The sequence below is a fragment of the Rugamonas sp. GW822-FHT03B10 genome (assembly GCF_058801745.1).
This window is the reverse complement of record NZ_JBXANP010000004.1, coordinates 64,991-83,953: the sequence shown is the minus strand read 5'-3', so window position 1 is coordinate 83,953 and position 18,963 is coordinate 64,991. Positions and strand designations below refer to the sequence as shown.

The following is an 18,963-nucleotide window of genomic DNA, read 5'->3' as shown; positions in this document are numbered from 1 at the left end:
AGATGCAAACGCAGCTAAAGGGTCTGACCCTTGGGTCTGACCCTGGTTTTCGGCGCTTGCCGCGATATTGTGTTACGTCCCCAATTGAGAGAATGCTGATGAACAACGAACAATTGATCGCCGAGGCGGCCGCTGCGCGCCTCAAGGCTTACACGCCATACTCGAACTTCAAGGTGGGCGCGGCGCTGCTGTGCCACGACGGCCGCGTGTTCCACGGCTGTAACGTGGAGAACGCGTCCTATGGCCTGTGCAACTGCGCCGAGCGCACGGCCTTCTTCAGCGCCTTCGCGCATGGCTACCAGCCCGGCGACTTCGACAAGCTGGCCGTGATCGGCGAGACGGACGGCCCCATCGCCCCGTGCGGCGCCTGCCGCCAGGTGATCCTGGAATTGGGCGGCAACGAGCTGCCTGTGGTGCTGAGCAACCTGAAGGGCGACGTGTTCGAGACGACGGCGGCGGCCCAGCTGCCCAACGCCTTCGGCGGCGCCGACCTGAAAAAGAAGTAAGCATCTTGGCGCTCAGGAAAACCGTCGACGTGCAGGCTGCCGTCGCCATCGCGGCGGCCGAGGCCATCGCGGCCAAAACCCAGGGCACGTTCGGCGTGGGCGGGGTGATGCTCGACCAGCACGGCGCGGTGCTGATGTCGGTGCATAACAACGTGATCCGCAACGGCCTGGTCTACGATCCCACGGCCCACGGCGAACGCCAGCTGGTCGACTGGTATTTCTCGGAACTGGCGAAGGGCAGGGAACTGCCCGCGCCGCACGACATCACCATCGTCACCTCGCTCGATCCGTGCTGCATGTGCAGCGGCGCCATCCTGGCCGCCGGCTTCAACGTGGTGGCGGCCGCGCCGGACCGGCAGGCCGGCATCAACTTCGACGCCAGCGCCACCTTCCCGTCGCTGCCGGCGCCGTTGCGCGCACAGGCCGGCGCCACGTTCAGCTACCCGGCCGTGCTGGGATCGTCGCAGTATGCGCGCCCCGCCACGGGCGCGGCGACCAAGCCCTTCTTCATCGGCAAGACCGTGTCGGAACCGACCCAGGCTTTGTGCTCGCTCGTGTTCGAGGCCACCGAGGAGGAGGTGACGGCGCTGTTCAACACGGATCTGCCGCAGGCGCAGCTCAAGTGCCCGGCCACGCTGGCGCCCGACCATGCGATCGTGCGCGCGCTCAAGGCCGTCTATCCCGACGCGCTCACCTACCGCTGCACGCCGCAGCAGCCGGACGCCGACCTGGCCCCCTATCTGCGGCGCGCCATGGACGAGGACCGCGCGCGCGGCGGCGCGGGCGACGCCGTGGCGCTGCTCGACGCGTTCGGCAACCTGCTGCTTTGCCTGCCCGGCAGCCGGGGCGGGTCCGGCATCCGCACGGCGTTCATGGAGACCACGCGCGCCTACGCGCGCCTGCGCCACCAGTTGATGGCCGACGCCACGCCGAACCAGCGCGACGAGGTGCGCCAGTACCTCGGTCATCCCAGGGACGGCACCTTCGTGTTCGCGCAGGGGCCGGACGGGAGCGCCCTCAGTTTCATGGAGCTGGGCGCGTATGGCTCGACCATGGAAGGCCCGCTGCCGCCGGCCAATCCGGCCCAGTTCCAGTATGTGCGTGCGCGCATGGACGCGGACGCGCTGGCCGCCCTGTGCGCGGGCTTGCCGCCGCTGTACCGCGACGTGATCCGCATCCGCCCCACGCAGGTGGCCGACGCGGCGCTGGTCGCGGCGCTGGGCTGAGTTCCGCGCCGGACGCGCGTCGCGCGCGCCGGTGCGCCCGCCTCGCCCTCAACCCTGCCATGGATCGTAGGTGCCGATGCTCCACAGGTGGCCTTCCGGGTCGCGGCAGGTGAAGCCGCGTCCGCCGTAGTCCTCGTCCTTGATGTCGAGCAGGATGTGGGCGCCCGCTTCGAGCGCGCGGCCGTACACGAGGTCGGCGTCGTTGACGATCAGGTAGGCGCTTTGCGTGACGGCCTTGTCCTTGTCGGACGGTTGCCGGATCAGGCGGCCATATTCCGTGTCGAACACGGAGCTCAGCATGATCATGCCGTTGCCGTACGAAAGCTGGGCATGGGCGATGGTGCCGTCGTCGTTGGGCACCACCAGTTGTTTGACAAAGCCGAACGTGTCGCACAGCCATTCGATGGCGGCCGGCGCGTCGCGGTAGCGCATGCAGGGGATGACGGTGGCCTTGGTGGCCTTCGGTATCGTGGACATGGTGCTCTCCCAATCTGGTGTGGAACTGCTTCGATCGTGACCAGGCCCAGGGGGTTCGCCTCGGCCGGCCCGCGTGGGGGCCGTGTTGATATCGCTCAGATGGACGGCGATTGGGCGGTGAACCCGGTGGCTGGCTCCAATATAGACCAGCGGGGGCGCCGCCACAACCGGCGCGCGGTCACATCTGCTGGAACAGGTGGGCGTGGCCCCGGCTCACTTCCAGCAATTCGGGAAAGTTGCGTACACGCACCATCTGCCGGCCGCGCAAGTCGCGCGTGACTTCCTCGATGGCGTCCACGCGCACCAGCGTGGAGCGATGGATGCGCCAGAACTCGTCGGGGTCGAGCTCGTCGGCCAGTTCCTTCAGCGTTTTACGGATCAGCACTTCGGACTGCGGCGTCTGCACCCGCGTGTATTTCTCGTCGGCCCGGAAGAACAGCACTTCGCGCGTGCTGATCATGCGCAGGCTGCTGCCCACCACGGCCTGGATCCAGCGCAGGTACTCGGGTTTCCCTCCCGCTTTGCCGCCGTGCTGGCCGCGCAGCAGGGCCGTCAATTGCTGCTCGATGTTGGCCGGCTGGCTGCCCAGCCGCGTCTGCAAGCGGGCGCACGTGGTTTTCAGCCGTTCGCCGCCGGCCGGCTTGAGCACGTAGTCGAGCGCGCCCTGTTCGAACGCTTCGATCGCGTACTGGTCGTAGGCCGTCACGAACACCAGGTGGCAGCGGTTGAACAGCATGCGGGCCGCCTCGATGCCCGACAGGCCCGGCATGCGGATGTCGAGGAACACGATGTCGGGCTGGTGCTGGCCGGCCAGCGCCACGGCCTCGATGCCGTTGGCCGCCTCGGCCACGATCTCCAGCGCCGGCCACGCCTCGCGCAGGCGCGTACGCAGCTGGTCGCGCATGGCGTCCTCGTCGTCGGCGATCAGCGCCGTGGCGCGCAGTTGCGGATTCATGCCGGCCCCCTGGCGAAGATGTCGGGCGCGTACGGCAGCCGTATCGTGGCGCGCGCGCCGCCCGTCAACGGCGCCTCGATCACCAGTTCGGCGCGCGGGCCGTACAGCAGTTGCAGCCGTTCGCGCACATTGGCCAGGCCCATGCCGTCGCCCGCGTGCGCCGAAAAGCCCACGCCGTCGTCGATCACGTCCACCTGCAGCTGCTGGCCCGTGACGCTGGCGCGGATGTCGATGCGGCCGCCTTCGATCTTCGGTTCCAGCCCGTGCTTGATGGCGTTCTCGATCAGGATCTGCAGCATCATGGGCGGGAAGCTGGCGCTGTGGAATTCGGCCGGCACGTCGATCGACACGGCCAGCCGCGCCTTCATGCGCGCCTGCATGATGGCCAGGTAGGCGCGCGCCATGTCGAGCTGCCGGCCCAGCGTGCCGTTGCCCTTGGCGCGCATCTGCGGCAGGGTGGCGCGCAGGTAGTCGATCAGGTGGGCGTGGATGCGGGCCGCCTCGGGCGGATCGGTTTCGATCAGCTGGCCGATCAGGGCCAGGGTGTTGAACAGGAAGTGCGGTTCGACCTGCGCTTGCAGGGCCGCCAGCCGGGCCTCCACCAGCCGTCGTTCCAGCGTCTCCTCGCCCGCGTGGGCCGAGGCCTGGCGCGCCTCCAGCTCCGCCTTGCGCTTGCCGCCGGCCAGCACCTTGAGCCCGAACGAGGCCAGTATGAAGGCCAGCGCCTGCTCGGGCTGGCCGAACGGGGTCAGGTCCAGCAGCAGCACCAGCACCCAGATGATGATCAGCTTGCGCCATGCCACCTGGGCCAGCCAGTCGAAAAAGCGCCACCACAGGGCGCTGGCCGTGTCGCCCAGTTCGCGCAGGAAGCCCAGCACGCGGCCCGGGGCGCGCTTGGCCGCCGTCACGGATGGCGCTCCGGCGGCCGGGCCTTGTTGTGGCGTTCGAGGAGGCAGGCGCCCACGGCCAGCTTGAGCAGCAGGAAGGCCGTGAACAGCAGCAGCGCCAGCGGCAGCAGGGTCAGGATCATGGCCATCAGGACGCAGGCCAGCAGCAGCGCCGGCCACGACATGCGCTGCAGCGTGCGCGCGCCGTAACGTGCCGTATGCAGGAAGGCCGTGCCCACTTCGTTGAGGACGTCGAGCACGCTCTGGCGGGTCATTTTACTCATCTGGCAACTCCTTCTGAAAGATGGCCGATGACGTCAATGTAGTGCAGCCGGGGCGGCGGCGACAGCGCTATCCGACCAATTGCGCGTAGCGGGGCATGGCCTGCGGCAACGCGCGATGAATGGCGCGCCGGCTCGCCCGCGCCTGGCGTCAGGGGCGTTAGGGTCTGACCCTCGGGTCTGACCCTGGTCTACCGCGGGTGTCGTTGCCTCGTGCGGCCTGCCAGTCGCCGCGCAGCAGACCGTAGATCACGCTGTCGGACAGTTCGCCGTCCACGAACCAGCGCTCGCGCAGCCGACCCTCCTGGCGGAAATGCAGCCGTTCCAGGATGGTGGCCGAGGCCCCGTTTTCCGGATGCAGGTCGGCTTCGATGCGGTGCAGGTCGAGCTGGTCGAAGCCGTAGTCGATCAGTGCCGCCAGCGCTTCGGGCATGTAGCGCTGGCCCCAGTGCGCGCGCGACAGCATGTAGCCGATCTCGCAGCGCCGGTTGGCGCGGTGGAAGCTGTACAGCGTGGCCGTGCCGATCAACTCCCCGCTGGCGGCCAGCGTGACGGCGAGGCGCAGCGATTCGCCGCTTTCGTAATGCTGGCGCGAGGTGGTGATGTGGCTGGCGGCCTGGCCCAGTTCGCGCCACGGCGCGCAACTCCAGTAGCGCATCGCCCGCGGGTCGGCGTAGATGGCGAACAGGGCGTCGGCGTCGTACGGTTCCAGGAAGCGCAGGGTCAGGCGCGGCGTTTGCAGGGGGATGGGTTCGAACACGGGCATGGCGGTCAACGTTGTGAAAGGAGCAGTTTAGCCGGGACTGGCCACGGCCGGCGGCGGCACGGCGGCCGGCGGCACCCGGATGGCGGCCAGCACCATGTCCACGATCAGCTTTTCCGCGTCGTCGAAATCCTTGCGGGTCAGCTGCTTGCGACCGAGCACCAGCGCCATCTGGGTCGAGAAGTCGGCGTAGGACTGGGTCATGGCCCAGATCGCGAACAGCAGGTGGGTGGCGTTGATGGGGGCGATCTTGCCGGCCGCGATCCAGTGCTCGAACACGTCGATATCCTTGCGCAGCAACGGCACCACGCGGTTCTGGATCTGGGCGCCGTACAGGGGCGCGCCGCCGATCACCTCCATCGCGTACACGCGCGAGGCCCATGGCTGCTCGCGCGAGAAGCGCAGCTTGGCCTGCACGTAGGCGCGCAGCACGTCCTGCGGCTCCTGGCCGGGGTCGGCCAGGTTCTCCATGCGCTCCAGCCATTCGTCGAGCACGTTGTCGAGCACGCGCTGGTACAGGGCCTGCTTGGACGGGAAGTAGTACATCAGGTTCTGCTTGGACAGGCCCGCGTTCTCGGCCACGGTGGCGATCGAGGTGCCTTCGTAGCCGCATTCGGCGAACACGCGCACGGCTTCGGCGGCGATGTCGGCCTCCAGTCGGTCGCGGTTGAGGGCGCGCCGGCTGTGGCGGGGCGCGGGGCTGGTCGTTGGTTTGGGGTTCGGCATGGTGGCGTCTTTCAGCTCGGGCGTATCGAGCGCAGGAATTGCAGCAGTTGCGGGCGGTCGGCGTAGGCCGCGTTGAAGCGGAACCAGATCGTCTCGGCGGGGCGCAGCAGGAAAAAGTCGTTGGGCGAGAGCAGGATGCCGGCCTTCAGCGCCAGTTCGGCCACCACCTTGCCGTTCCACTCCGGCGTGGGCGCGTCCGGCCAGCCGGCGCTGACGAACATGCCGCCGCGCGGGCGCGCCAGCGGCGCCATGCCCGCCTCGCGCAGCAGGACCATGGTGCGCTCGCGCCCGGCGTCGAGCTGGGCGACCAGCCGTTCCACCATGCGCTTGTAGGGGCGCGCCGTGATGGCGTGGTACACGGCGCGCTCGTTGATCTCGGACGTGGTGAGGCCGGCCAGCATCTTCACCCGCAGCAGTTCGGGCAGCAGCGAGGACGAGGCGCAGATCGAGCCCACCCGCAGCACCGGCGACAGCGTCTTGGAGAAGCTGCCGACCCGGATCACGCGCCGCAGCCCGTCCATGGCCGCCAGCGACGCCTCGCCGCGCGGCGCCAGCTCGCGGTAGATGTCGTCCTCCACCAGCCAGAAGTCGAATTGCTCGGCCAGGGCCAGCAGGCGGTGGGCCTGGGCCGCGCTGAGCGAGGTGCCGAGCGGGTTTTGCAGGGCCGTGTTGACGAACATGAGCTTGGGCTGGGTGGCCCTGGCCTGGGCCGCCAGCTGCTCCATGTCCAGCCCCTGTTCGCCGCGCGCGATGCCGACGGCCACACAGCCGTGGTGGCGGATCAGCGACAGCAGGTTGCTGTAGCCGGGGTCCTCGACCAGCACCGTGTCCCCCGGCTTGGTCAGCGTGCGCAGGATCAGGTCGAACGCGTGGGTGGCGCCGTGGGTGAGCAGGATCTGCTCCGGCTCGACCGCGACCAGGTCCTCGCTCAGCGTGGCGGCCATGTGCTGGCGCAGCGTGGGGAAACCCAGCGGATGGCCGTAGCCGCGCAGCCGGTTGGCCGGGATGCGCATGGCGTGGCGCACGGCGTCGAGGATGGTATCCTCGCCATACCACTCGGGCGGCAGCCAGCCGGCGCCCACCGGCAGCGCGTCCGACATGCCCGAGTACAGTTCCGGCGTGAGCGCGTCGATGGCGGCCGGGGTCGGGTGGAACGGCGCCGGCAGCAGCGCGGCCGGCACGTCCTGGCGGGCCAGGAAGTAGCCGGAGCCGCGCCGCGAGGAAAGCAGGCCCAGCGTCACGAGCCGGTCGTAGGCCTCCACCACAGTGAAGGTGCTGACACCATTACACTTGGCGAATTGCCGCACGGACGGCATTTTGGTGCCCACGCGCAACTCGCGCCGGCCCACCAGGGCGCTGATGGCGGCCACGATCTGGTCCACCAGGCTGCCCTTGCCGCCGCGCGCAATGGCCACCACGGGCCAGCCGTTGCCGGGCGGCGTGGCCGGGTGCTGATCGGGCGCAGTGTCCGCGTCCCCCATCCATGTTCTCCTTCATGTTGCGCCGAACAAAACTGTAGTGTTTTTGCCGCCTGTACGGTTGGCGCGTTTTGATATTTGTGTATCTGTGCCATAGTTATTGCGCTGTCTATTATTGCATCATCATTTTGCCAACTGGTAAATTATTTTTACGATGCGCGCGCAGCGCGGCGTCGTCCCACGCAACTGGAGTCAGACATGAATGAAACCCGCCCGGCATCCATGGCGTCCTTCTGGATGCCATTCACGAACAACCGCGATTTCAAGGTCCATCCACGGCTGCTGGTGTCGGCCGAAGGCATGTACTACAAGGACGTGGACGGCAACACCATCCTGGACGGCACGGCCGGCCTGTGGTGCGTCCCATGCGGCCACGCGCAGCCCAAGATCGTGGCCGCCGTGCGCGAGATGATCGGCCAGCTCGATTTCGCGCCCACCTTCCAGATGGGCCACCCGGCCGCCTTCGACCTGGCCGAACGGCTGATGGAGTACACCAACCACCGCTTCGGCCACGTGTTCTACACCAACTCCGGTTCCGAGGCGGTGGACACGGCGCTTAAGATCGCGCTGGCCTACCACCGCGCGCGCGGCGAGGGCACGCGCACCCGGCTGATCGGCCGCGAGCGCGGCTACCACGGCGTCGGCTTCGGCGGCATCTCGGTGGGCGGCATCGCCGGCAACCGCAAGCCGTATGGCGCCATGCTGCCCTACGTGGACCACCTGCCGCACACGCACAATCTGGAAAAGAACGCGTTCACGCGCGGCGAGCCCGAATACGGCGCCCACCTGGCCGACGAGCTGGAACGCATCGTCGCGCTGCACGACGCGTCCACCATCGCGGCCGTGATCGTGGAGCCGGTGGCCGGATCGACCGGCGTGCTGATCCCGCCCAAGGGCTACCTGAAGCGCCTGCGCGAACTGTGCACCAAGCACGGCATCCTGCTGATCTTCGACGAAGTGATCACGGGCTTCGGCCGCCTGACGACGCCGTTCGCGGCCGACTACTTCGACGTGGAGCCGGACCTGATGACGACGGCCAAGGGCCTGACCAACGGCGTGGTGCCAATGGGCGCCGTGTTCACCAAGCCCTTCCTGTACGAGGCCTTCATGCAGGCGCCGGCCGGCATCGAACTGTTCCACGGCTACACCTATTCCGGCCACCCGCTGGCCTGCGCCGCCTCGCTGGCCACGCTGGAGGTGTTCCGCGAACAGCGGATCGTCGAGCACGCGGCCAGCCTGCAGTCGTACTGGGAGGACGCCGTGCATTCGCTGCGCGGCCTGCCGCACGTGATCGACATCCGCACCATCGGCCTGATCGCCGGCATCGAACTGGAGCCGATCGCTGGCAAGCCGGGCGCGCGCGCGTTCGACGCGTTCAAGAAGGCGTTCGCGGACGGCGTGCTGATACGCACCACGGGCGACATCATCGCCCTGTCGCCGCCGCTGGTGCTGGAGAAAAAACACATCGACGAGTTGTTCGGCAAGCTGGCCAAGGTGCTGAAAGAGTTGGCCTGACGCGGCAACGGGAGCAAGGTGTAAGGGGTCTGACCCCGGGGGTAAGGGGTCTGACCCCGGTTTGCAGCGGGGCAAGCGGGGGCAAGGGGTCAGACCCCGGTTTGCAGCGGGGCAAGGGGTCAGACCCCGGTTTGCAGCGAGCGCAATGACGACAGCGGGCCGCCCCCGGTTTCCGATTCGCATGACCTGACCCCGGTGGTGGTACTTCTTCCAATAACAGCGAGGAGAACAGCATGCTAGTAGGCGTACCGAAGGAGATCAAGAACCAGGAGTCGCGCGTGGGCCTGACGCCGGCCAGCGTGCGCGAACTGGTGTTGCGCGGCCACCAGGTGCTGGTGCAGCGGAACGCCGGCGTCGCCATCGGCCTGACCGACGGGATGTACGAGGGCGCGGGCGCGACCATCCTCGACTCGGCGGCGGAGATCTTCGCGCGGGCCGAGATGATCGTCAAGGTGAAGGAGCCGCAGCCGGAGGAATGCGCGATGCTGCGCCGCGACCAGATCCTGTACACCTATCTGCACCTGGCCCCTGACCCGGAGCAGACGCGCGCGCTGGTCGCCTCCGGCGCCGTCTGCATCGCCTACGAAACCATCACCGGCCCCAATGGCGGCCTGCCGCTGCTGGCCCCCATGAGCGAGGTGGCCGGCCGCATGGCGATCCAGGCCGGCGCCGCCCACCTGGAGAAGTCCAAGGGCGGCATGGGCTTGCTGCTGGGCGGCGTGCCCGGCGTGGCGCCCGGCCACATCGCCATCATCGGCGCCGGCGTGGTCGGCACCAACGCGCTGCAGATGGCGGTCGGCATCGGCGCGCGCGTGACCATCCTCGACAAGAACATCGATCGCCTGCGCCAGCTCGACCTCATCTACGGCAACCGCGTCAGCACCATGTACTCGAACGCGCACACGGTGGAGGAGGCGGTGCTGGACGCCGACCTCGTGGTGGGTGGCGTGCTGGTGCCCGGCGCGGCCGCGCCCAAGCTGGTGACGGCGGCCATGATCTCGCACATGAAGCAGGGCGCCGTGGTGGTGGACGTGGCCATCGACCAGGGTGGCTGCTTCGAGACCTCGCATCCGACCACCCACGAGCAGCCCACCTTCATGGTGGACGGCGTGGTGCACTACTGCGTGGCCAACATGCCGGGCGCGGTGGCGCGCACCTCCACCTTCGCGCTCAACAACGCCACCATCGGCCACGCGCTGGCGCTGGCCGACAAGGGCTGGCAGAAGGCGCTGCGCGCCAACCCCCATTTGAAGAACGGCCTGAACGTCTGCCACGGCCACGTCACCTACGAGGCGGTGGCGCATGGCCTCGGCTACCACTATGTCGAAGCGGACAGCCTGCTGGGCTGAGCGCGACCCAACCTGACTTGAACTGAACGGAACATCATGACCATGCTCGACACCATCACCCATTACATCAACGGCGCCAAGGCCGACACCACCAGCGGCCGTTATGCGGACGTGTACAACCCGGCCTTGGGCGAGCCGGTGGCGCGCGTGGCGCTGGGCACGGCGCAGGAAGTGGATGCGGCCGTCGCCGCCGCCGCCGCCGCCTTCCCCGCGTGGTCGGCCACGCCGCCGCTGGCGCGCGCCCGCGTGCTGTTCAAGTATCTGCAGCTGTGCCAGCAGCATACGGACGAATTCGCGGCCATGCTCACGCGCGAGCACGGCAAGACCTTCGCCGACGCCCAGGGCGAGGTGGCGCGCGGCATCGAGATGGTGGAATTCGCCGTCGGCATCCCGCAACTGCTCAAGGGCGAATTCACGGACCAGATTTCGCGCGGCATCGACGCCTGGTCGATGCGCCAGGCGCTGGGCGTGGTGGCCGGCATCACGCCGTTCAACTTCCCCGTGATGGTGCCGATGTGGATGTTCCCCGTCGCCCTGGCCTGCGGCAACACCTTCGTGCTCAAGCCGTCCGAGCGCGACCCGTCGCCGTCGCTGCTGCATGCGCGCCTGCTCAAGGAGGCCGGTTTGCCGGATGGCGTGTTCAACGTGGTGCAGGGTGACAAGGTGACGGTGGACGCGCTGCTCGACCATCCGGTGGTGCAGGCCGTCAGCTTCGTCGGCTCCACGCCGATCGCCGAATACATCTACGCGCGTGGCTGCGCCAGCGGCAAGCGGGTGCAGGCGCTGGGCGGGGCCAAGAACCACATGGTGGTGATGCCGGACGCGGACATGGATATGGCCATCGACGCGCTGATGGGCGCGGCCTACGGTTCGGCCGGCGAACGCTGCATGGCCATCTCGGTGGTGGTGGCCGTGGGCGACGCCGGCGACAAGCTGATCGGCGCGCTGGCCAAACGCACGGCCGCCCTCAAGATAGCCGACGGGATGGCGGCCGGCGCGGAAATGGGCCCGGTGGTGTCGCGCGCGGCCAAGGAGCGCATCGAGAAGCTGATCGGAGAAGGCCAGGAGCAGGGTGCCACGCTGGTGGTCGATGGCCGTAACTACCACGTGGCCGGGCGCGAAAACGGCTTCTTCGTGGGCGGCACGCTGTTCGACCATGTGACGCCGGACATGAGCATCTACAAGGAGGAGATCTTCGGCCCCGTGCTGTGCGTGCTGCGCGCACCCGACGTGGGCCAGGCCGTGGCCCTGATCAACCGCAACGAGTATGGCAACGGCGTGGCCATCTACACGCGCGACGGCGGCGTGGCGCGCGAGTTCGTGCGCCAGATCCAGGTCGGCATGGTGGGGGTGAACGTGCCGCTGCCGGTGCCCATGGCCTTCAACAGTTTCGGCGGATGGAAGCGCAGCCTGTTCGGCGACCATCACGCCTACGGCCCGGAGGGCGTGCGTTTCTACACGCGCCACAAGGCCGTGATGCAGCGCTGGCCGAACACGGCCAGCGCCGGCGTGGAATTCTCGTTCCCGCAGATGAAGTAGGAGTCGTCGAAGTAGCCGTCGAAGCGAGAGTAGAGTGGCCGTCGTTCGCGCGCAGGCGGGAACGACGTGCTGCTCACGTTTATCGGGGTGCTCACGTTTATCAGTGGTCAGAGGTTCAAGCGTCCCGTCAACCAGCCAAGTCAGGAATTGTGCAATGATGATCGAATCCCTGAAGTACATGCCGCTGTCCCGGCAATCGGGCAGCGCGCTGGCCGAGCAGTTCACCGACCTGGCGCCGGCGCTCAACGCGCGCCAGGCGGCCATTGAAAGCGCGCGCTGCCTGTATTGCTACGATGCGCCGTGCTCGCGCATCTGCCCGTCCGAGATCGACGTGGCCAGCTTCATCCGCAATATTCACGAAGGCAATGTGAACGGCGCGGCCGCTGGCATCCTCAAACAGAACATCCTGGGCGGCAGCTGCGCGCGCGTGTGCCCGACCGAGATCCTGTGCGAGGACGCCTGCGTGCGCAACCACGACGCCGAAGGCCAGTCCGTCAAAATCGGCCTGCTGCAGCGCTACGCGATCGACCACATGACGTTCACCCAGCATCCATTCCAGCGCGCGCCGGCCACGGGCCGCAGGATCGCCGTGGTGGGCGCCGGGCCGGCCGGGCTGTCGTGCGCGCACCGGCTGGCCATGCTGGGCAACGACGTCGTCATCTACGAAGCCAGGGAAAAGCCGGGCGGCCTCAATGAATACGGCATCGCCAAATACAAGCTGACGGACGACTTCGCGCAGAAGGAGGTGGCGTTCCTGCTCGGCATAGGCGGCATCGAGATCCGCCATGGCCATACGTTGGGCGGCAACGTGCAGCTGAAGGATTTGCAGGCCCAGTACGACGCCGTGTTCCTCGGCCTGGGCCTGGGCGCCAGCCGCCGGCTGGGCCTGACGGGCGAGGACGCGCCGGGCCTGTTGGCGGCCGTCGACTACATCGCCGCGCTGCGCCAGGCCGACGATCTGTCGCAGCTGCCGGTGCCGGCGCGCGCCATCGTGATCGGCGCCGGCAACACGGCCATCGACATGGCCGTGCAGATCCAGCGGCTGGGCGCGGAGGAGGTGACGCTGGTGTACCGGCGCGGCTTCGACGCCATGAGCGCCACCGGCCACGAGCAGCACATCGCCAAGGAGAACCAGGTCCGCATGCGCACCTGGGCCCAGCCGCAGCAGGTGCTGCTGGACGAGGCGGGCCGCGTGCGCGGCATGCGCTTCGAGAAGACGGCGCTCAACAACGGCCGGCTGGCCGGCACCGGCGAGACGTTCGAGATCGCGGCCGACGCCATCTTCAAGGCCATCGGCCAGAGCATGGACCCGGACAGCATCGGCGATCCGCTGGCGAAAACGCTGCAGCGCGACGGCGACAAGATCCACGTGGACGAGCAGTTCCGCACCATCCTGCCGCGCATCTACGCCGGCGGCGACTGCGTGGCGCCGGGGCAGGACCTGACGGTGCAGGCCGTCCAGCATGGCAAGCTGGCGGCGCTGGCCATCCACCACGACCTGTTATCGACCAAGGCGTCGACCAAGGAGCTGCATCATGGCTGATCTGAGCATCGAATTCTGCGGCATCAAGTCGCCCAATCCGTTCTGGCTGGCGTCCGCGCCGCCGACCGACAAGGCCTACAACGTGGTGCGCGCCTTCGAGGCCGGCTGGGGCGGCGTGGTGTGGAAGACGCTGGGCGAGGATCCGCCGGCTGTCAACGTGTCGTCGCGCTATTCGGCCCACTACGGCAAGAACCGCGAGGTGATCGGCTTTAACAACATCGAGCTGATCACCGACCGCGCGCTGGAGATCAACCTGCGCGAGATCACCGAGGTCAAGAAGGCCTGGCCGGACCGCGCGCTGATCGTGTCGTTGATGCTGCCGTGCGAGGAGCAGGCGTGGGCCGATATCCTGCCGCTGGTGGAGGCGACGGGCGCGGACGGCATCGAACTCAATTTCGGCTGCCCGCACGGCATGCCCGAGCGCGGCATGGGCGCGGCCGTGGGCCAGGTGCCCGAGTACGTGCGCATGGTCACCAGCTGGTGCAAGAAGCACTCGAAGCTGCCCGTGATCGTCAAGCTCACGCCCAACATCACCGACATCCGCGGGCCGGCCCGCGCCGCGAAGGAGGGCGGGGCGGACGCCGTCTCGCTGATCAACACGATCAACTCCATCACCCACCTGGACCTGGACAGTATGGTGGCCTTCCCCGCCGTGGGCGGGGCCAGCACGCACGGCGGTTATTGCGGCACGGCCGTCAAGCCGATCGCGCTCAACATGGTGGCCGAGATCGCGCGCGACCCGGCCACGGCGGGCCTGCCCATCTCCGGCATCGGCGGCATCGGCAACTGGCGCGACGCGGCCGAGTTCATCGCGCTCGGCGCCGGTTCGGTGCAGGTGTGCACGGCGGCCATGCTGCACGGCTTCCGCATCGTCGAGGAGATGAAGGACGGGCTGTCGCGCTGGATGGACGAGAAGGGCTACCGTAGCATCAGCGAATTCTCCGGCAAGGCCGTGCCCAACACGACGGACTGGAAATACCTGGACATGAATTACCAGGTGATCGCCCAGATCAACCAGGACGATTGCATCCAGTGCGGCCGCTGCTACGTGGCGTGCGAGGACACGTCGCACCAGTCGATCGCGCAGCTGATCGACCAGCAAGGCGGGCGCCGCTACGAGGTGATCAAGGAGGAGTGCGTGGGCTGCAACCTGTGCGAAATCACTTGTCCGGTGCAGGGCTGCATCACGATGGTGCCGCAGAAGACGGGCAAACCGTACATGAACTGGACCCAGGACCCGCGCAACCCGCGCGCAGAGTCGGTCCAAGGCGCAGCACAAAGCGCGGTACAAGGCGCAGCACAGGAGCCGGCGGCGGAGGTGGCGCAGGACTAGTTCGCAGCGGTGACAGGGTTAGGTATAAAAATTGCAAAGACTGGGATACACTGGCCCGGCCATCTGACGCGCGCAGGTGGCCGGGCCGGATCCGTCATCAACCCTAGGAGAGAGCAACGTGAGAGAAGAACCGACTGGCAGCACGCAACTGTGGAATGAAGACCTGGCGCCCACCTCGGCGGCGCAACGCACCTGGCGCTGGTACCACTTCGCCGCGCTGTGGGTGGGCATGGTGATGTGCATCCCGGCCTACACCCTGTCGGCCAGTCTGATCGAAGGCGGCATGTCCGGCTGGCAGGCCGTGCTGACCGTGTTCCTGGCCAACGCCATCGTGCTGCTGCCGATGCTGGCCATCGGCCACGCCGGCACCAAGTACGGCATCCCGTACGCCGTGCTGGCCCGGTCCTCGTTCGGCACCAGCGGCGCGCGGCTGCCGGCGCTGATGCGCGCCATCGTGGCCTGCGGCTGGTACGGCATCCAGACCTGGTTCGGCGGCCAGATGATCTACACGCTGCTGGGCGTGATGATGGGCGGCGAGATCGGCGGCGCGAGGCTGGCGGGTCTCGGCATCAACGGCGCGCAGCTGGCGTGCTTCCTGGCCTTCTGGGGCATCCAGTTCTGGTACATCGTGCACGGCATGGACGCGATCCGCAAACTGGAGACCTACACGGCGCCGCTCAAGATCCTGATCTGCTTCGTGCTGCTGGGATGGGTCTACAACAAGGCCGGCGGCTTCGGCGACCTGCTGTCGGCGCCGTCGCAGTTCGTGGCGGGGGGCAAGAAGGCCGGCCAGTTCTGGTCCGCGTTCTGGCCCTCGCTGACGGCCATGGTGGGCTTCTGGGCCACGCTGGCGCTCAACATCCCCGACTTCACCCGCTTCGCCCGCTCGCAGCGCGACCAGATCCTCGGCCAGTCGGTCGGCCTGCCCGTGCCCATGGGATTGTTGGCCATGATGGCGGTGATCGTCACCTCGGCCACCGTGGTCTTGTACGGCAAGGCGATCTGGGACCCGGTCGACGTGGCCAGCCGCATGACCGGCGTGGCGGTGCTGGTGGCGCTGCTGATCCTCTTGATCGACACGGTCAGCGTGAACCTGGCGGCCAACCTGGTGGGCCCGGCCTACGACTTCTCCTCGCTGGCGCCCAAGCTGATCTCGTACAAGACGGGCGGCTACATCACGGCCTCGATCGCGATCCTGATGATGCCGTGGAAGATACTGGAATCGACCCAGGGCTACATCTTCACCTGGCTGATCGGCTATTCCGCGCTGCTGGGCCCTATCGCCGGCATCCTGATCATCGACTACTACCTGGTGCGAAAAACGGAACTGGACGTGCCGCAGCTGTACCGCGAGGACGGCAGCTACTCCTACGGCAACGGCTGGAACACGGCGGCGCTGGTGGCCTTCGTGGTCGGCGTGCTGCCCAACATCCCCGGCTTTTTGAACGCGGCCTTCCCGACCTCCTTCCCTGGCGTGGCGGACGGCTTCAAGACCATCTACACCTACGCCTGGTTCGTCGGCATCGCCATTTCGGCGCTGGTGTATGGTGTGCTGATGAAAGGCAAGGCGCTGCCGGCCATGCGCGCGGCGGCCCAGCCATAACGGAGAGGACCATCCTATGACCATGATTATTCGCGGCGGCACGGTCGTCAACGCGGACCGCGCGTTCCGTGCCGATGTGATGACCTACGGCGACAAGATCGTCGCCGTCGGCGAGAACCTGGAAGCGCCCCATTCGGCGCGCGTGATCGACGCGCGCGGCCAGTACGTGATGCCGGGCGGGATAGACACGCACACCCACATGAACCTGCCGTTCATGGGCACCGTCACCCAGGACGACTTCTTCACCGGCACGGCGGCCGGGCTGGCCGGCGGCACCACCACCATCATGGACTTCGTCATCCCCAGTCCGAAGCAATCCTTGCTGGAGGCGTTCCACACCTGGCGCGGTTGGGCCCAGAAGGCGGCCGGCGACTACACTTTCCACGTGGCCGTCACCTGGTGGGACGACAGCGTGCGCGAGGAAATGGGCATCCTGGTGCGCGACCATGGGGTGAACAGCTTCAAGCACTTCATGGCCTACAAGAACGCCATCATGGCCGACGACGAGACGCTGGTGAACAGCTTCCGGCGCGCGCTGGAACTGGGCGCCATTCCCACCGTGCACGCGGAGAACGGCGAACTGGTGTTCCAGCTGCAGCAGGATTTGCTGCGTCAGGGCTTGACGGGACCGTCGTCGCACCCGCTATCGCGCCCGCCGGCCGTGGAGGCGGAGGCGGCCAACCGCGCCATCACCATCGCCGGGGTGCTCAACACGCCGCTCTACATCGTGCACGTATCGTGCGCCGAATCGCTGGAAGCCATCGCGCGGGCGCGCGCCAACGGCCAGCGCGTGTATGGCGAGGCGCTGGCCGGCCACCTGGTGATCGACGACAGCGTCTACCGCAGCGCCGACCCCGAGTTCGCGGCCGGCCACGTGATGAGCCCACCATTCCGCAGCAAGCACCATCAAGCCGCCCTGTGGCACGGTCTGCAGGGAGGCAATCTGCATACGACGGCCACCGACCACTGCACCTTCTGCGCCGCCCAAAAGGCGGCCGGCAAGGACGACTTCACCAAGATCCCCAACGGCTGCGGCGGCGTGGAGGAGCGCATGGCCGTGGTGTGGGACGCGGGCGTGAACACGGGCCGTTTGACGCCGTCCGAATTCGTGCGCGTGACGTCGGCCAACGCGGCCCAGATTTTCAACATGTATCCGCGCAAGGGCGTGATCGCGGTGGGTTCGGACGCCGACATCGTGGTGTGGGATCCGGAAGGCACGCGCACCATCAGCGCCAAAACCCAGCACGCCAAGGGCGGCTTCAACGTGTTTGAAGGGCGCACCGTGCGCGGCATCCCCAGCACCACGCTGGCCGCCGGCAAGGTGGTGTTCGACCGTGGCGTGCTGACGGCGGAGGAGGGCGCGGGACGTTATGTGGAGCGGCCGGCCTTTGTGCCGGTGTCGGCCAAGTCTTGATCGGGGAGCGAGAGATGAGCGAACTGCGGAGTGAACTGCGGAGCGAATTGCGTATCAATGGCGAACGCCTGTGGGCGGCGCTGATGGAACTGGCGCGTATCGGCGCCACACCGAAGGGCGGCGTCAAGCGCCTGACGCTGACGGACCTGGACCGGCAGGGGCGCGATCTGGTGGTCGGCTGGGGCAAGGCCGCCGGCTTGTCGGTCACGGTGGACCAGATCGGCAACGTCTTCATGCGCCGCGCCGGCCGCAACAACGCGTTGCCGCCGGTGGTCACGGGCAGCCATATCGACACCCAACCGACGGGCGGCAAGTTCGATGGCAACTACGGCGTGCTGGCAGGGCTGGAAGTGGTGCGCACGCTGAACGACTTGAATATCGAGACCGAGGCGCCGATCGAAGTCGCGTTCTGGACCAACGAGGAAGGCTCGCGCTTCGTGCCCGTGATGATGGGCTCCGGTGTGTTCTGCGGCGCCTTCACGCTGGAGACGGCCTACGCGGCGCGCGACGTGGAAGGCAAGTCGGTGGGCGAGGAACTGGAACGGATCGGCTACAAGGGCAGCGAGGTGCCGGGCCGGCATCCGATCGGCGCGTACTTTGAAGCCCACATCGAACAGGGGCCGGTGCTGGAGGATGCCGACAAGGTGATCGGCGTGGTGCCGGCCGTGATGGGCCTGAGCTGGTACGACTGCGTGGTGACCGGCATGGAGGCGCACGCCGGCCCCACGCCCATGGGGCTGCGCAAGGACGCGCTGCAGGTGGCCACGAAGATCATGCAGGAGGTGGTGGCCATCGCCAACCGTTATCCGCCATACGGACGCGGCACGGTGGGCATGGTGCAGGTGTTCCCCAACAGCCGCAATGTGATTCCGGGCGAAGTCAAATTCAGCATCGACCTGCGCAACGAGAACGAAGCGCTGCTCACCGCCATGCACGAGGAGATGCTGGCCTTCGTCGAGCGCACGCGCAGCGAGACTGGGTTGGGGATCACGATCGAGCGCGTGTCCTACTATCCGCCATGCCCGTTCCATCCCGATTGCGTGGGGGCCGTGCGCAAGGCCACGGAGAAGCTCGGGTATTCGACCATGGACGTGGTGTCCGGCGCAGGGCACGATGCGATCTACGCGGCGCGCGTGGCGCCGGCCGGCATGATCTTCGTCCCGTGCAAGGACGGCATCAGCCACAACGAGATCGAGGACGCCAAGACCGAGCATCTGGAGGCCGGCTGCAATGTGCTGCTGCACGCGATGCTGGAGCGGGCGGGTGTGGCCGGCTAGCGGTGGGGCTGCGCGGCGTAGCATCTCGTTACATCCCTTACAGCTGGGCGGTACACCGTTCGGCCGGTGTTTCGTTAGAGTGTGCATGGGC

The 18,963-nt window shown here is 67.7% G+C and carries 17 protein-coding genes; 10 read left to right on the top strand and 7 right to left on the bottom strand.

Going from position 1 to position 18,963, the window contains the following annotated elements:
• The first annotated feature begins 98 nt into the window (after positions 1-98).
• Together AC1RQG_RS08430 and AC1RQG_RS08425 are read left to right on the top strand one after the other, a co-directional pair.
• A complete protein-coding gene (locus tag AC1RQG_RS08430) occupies positions 99-506 on the top strand; it encodes a cytidine deaminase (protein ID WP_493130227.1) in 408 nt (135 codons plus the stop codon).
• Positions 507-511: 5 nt separating this feature from the next.
• Complete coding sequence (locus AC1RQG_RS08425) at positions 512-1,732, top strand: nucleoside deaminase (protein WP_493130225.1); 1,221 nt, start codon at positions 512-514, stop codon at positions 1,730-1,732.
• A 48-nt stretch (positions 1,733-1,780) separates the two neighbouring features.
• Here AC1RQG_RS08425 and AC1RQG_RS08420 read toward each other — a convergent pair whose 3' ends face one another.
• From AC1RQG_RS08420 to AC1RQG_RS08390, 7 genes are all read right to left on the bottom strand, one after another.
• Positions 1,781-2,209, bottom strand: coding sequence for a VOC family protein (locus tag AC1RQG_RS08420; protein WP_493130223.1), 429 nt, complete (start codon positions 2,207-2,209; stop codon positions 1,781-1,783).
• 178 nt (positions 2,210-2,387) lie between these two features.
• Entirely contained in the window at positions 2,388-3,164 is a 777-nt protein-coding gene (locus AC1RQG_RS08415) for a LytR/AlgR family response regulator transcription factor (protein ID WP_493130221.1), read from the bottom strand.
• Entirely contained in the window at positions 3,161-4,072 is a 912-nt protein-coding gene (locus AC1RQG_RS08410) for a sensor histidine kinase (protein WP_493130219.1), read from the bottom strand. Before AC1RQG_RS08410 ends, AC1RQG_RS08415 begins: the two co-directional genes overlap by 4 nt.
• Positions 4,069-4,335, bottom strand: coding sequence for a hypothetical protein (locus AC1RQG_RS08405; protein ID WP_493130217.1), 267 nt, complete (start codon positions 4,333-4,335; stop codon positions 4,069-4,071). The genes AC1RQG_RS08410 and AC1RQG_RS08405 overlap by 4 nt, the downstream gene beginning before the upstream one ends.
• A gap of 157 nt (positions 4,336-4,492) precedes the next feature.
• Complete coding sequence (locus tag AC1RQG_RS08400; RefSeq protein WP_493130215.1) at positions 4,493-5,098, bottom strand: GNAT family N-acetyltransferase; 606 nt, start codon at positions 5,096-5,098, stop codon at positions 4,493-4,495.
• Between the two features lie 27 nt (positions 5,099-5,125).
• Positions 5,126-5,821, bottom strand: coding sequence for a TetR family transcriptional regulator C-terminal domain-containing protein (locus AC1RQG_RS08395; RefSeq protein WP_493130213.1), 696 nt, complete (start codon positions 5,819-5,821; stop codon positions 5,126-5,128).
• 11 nt (positions 5,822-5,832) lie between these two features.
• A complete protein-coding gene (locus AC1RQG_RS08390) occupies positions 5,833-7,302 on the bottom strand; it encodes an aminotransferase-like domain-containing protein (RefSeq protein ID WP_493130211.1) in 1,470 nt (489 codons plus the stop codon).
• Positions 7,303-7,497: 195 nt separating this feature from the next.
• On the opposite strand from AC1RQG_RS08390, the gene aptA reads away from it, so the two are divergent.
• The 8 genes from aptA to AC1RQG_RS08350 all read left to right on the top strand — a co-directional run bounded on the left by aptA (position 7,498) and on the right by AC1RQG_RS08350 (position 18,872).
• Entirely contained in the window at positions 7,498-8,814 is a 1,317-nt protein-coding gene (gene aptA, locus AC1RQG_RS08385) for an omega-aminotransferase AptA (protein WP_493130209.1), read from the top strand.
• Positions 8,815-9,047: 233 nt separating this feature from the next.
• On the top strand, positions 9,048-10,163 hold the full coding sequence (gene ald / locus AC1RQG_RS08380; protein ID WP_493130207.1) for an alanine dehydrogenase: 1,116 nt from the start codon (positions 9,048-9,050) through the stop codon (positions 10,161-10,163).
• A 36-nt stretch (positions 10,164-10,199) separates the two neighbouring features.
• Positions 10,200-11,702 carry a CoA-acylating methylmalonate-semialdehyde dehydrogenase gene (locus tag AC1RQG_RS08375; protein WP_493130205.1) on the top strand — a complete coding sequence of 501 codons (1,503 nt, stop codon included), beginning with the start codon at positions 10,200-10,202 and terminating at the stop codon, positions 11,700-11,702.
• A gap of 154 nt (positions 11,703-11,856) precedes the next feature.
• Positions 11,857-13,245 (top strand): NAD(P)-dependent oxidoreductase, encoded by a 1,389-nt coding sequence (locus AC1RQG_RS08370; protein ID WP_493130203.1) that lies wholly within the window; start codon positions 11,857-11,859, stop codon positions 13,243-13,245.
• Entirely contained in the window at positions 13,238-14,578 is a 1,341-nt protein-coding gene (gene preA, locus AC1RQG_RS08365; RefSeq protein ID WP_493130201.1) for an NAD-dependent dihydropyrimidine dehydrogenase subunit PreA, read from the top strand. Before AC1RQG_RS08370 ends, preA begins: the two co-directional genes overlap by 8 nt.
• A gap of 118 nt (positions 14,579-14,696) precedes the next feature.
• A complete protein-coding gene (locus AC1RQG_RS08360) occupies positions 14,697-16,181 on the top strand; it encodes an NCS1 family nucleobase:cation symporter-1 (RefSeq protein ID WP_493130199.1) in 1,485 nt (494 codons plus the stop codon).
• A gap of 16 nt (positions 16,182-16,197) precedes the next feature.
• Positions 16,198-17,595 (top strand): dihydropyrimidinase, encoded by a 1,398-nt coding sequence (gene hydA / locus AC1RQG_RS08355; RefSeq protein ID WP_493130197.1) that lies wholly within the window; start codon positions 16,198-16,200, stop codon positions 17,593-17,595.
• 14 nt (positions 17,596-17,609) lie between these two features.
• Positions 17,610-18,872 carry a Zn-dependent hydrolase gene (locus AC1RQG_RS08350; protein WP_493130195.1) on the top strand — a complete coding sequence of 421 codons (1,263 nt, stop codon included), beginning with the start codon at positions 17,610-17,612 and terminating at the stop codon, positions 18,870-18,872.
• Positions 18,873-18,963 lie beyond the last annotated feature (91 nt).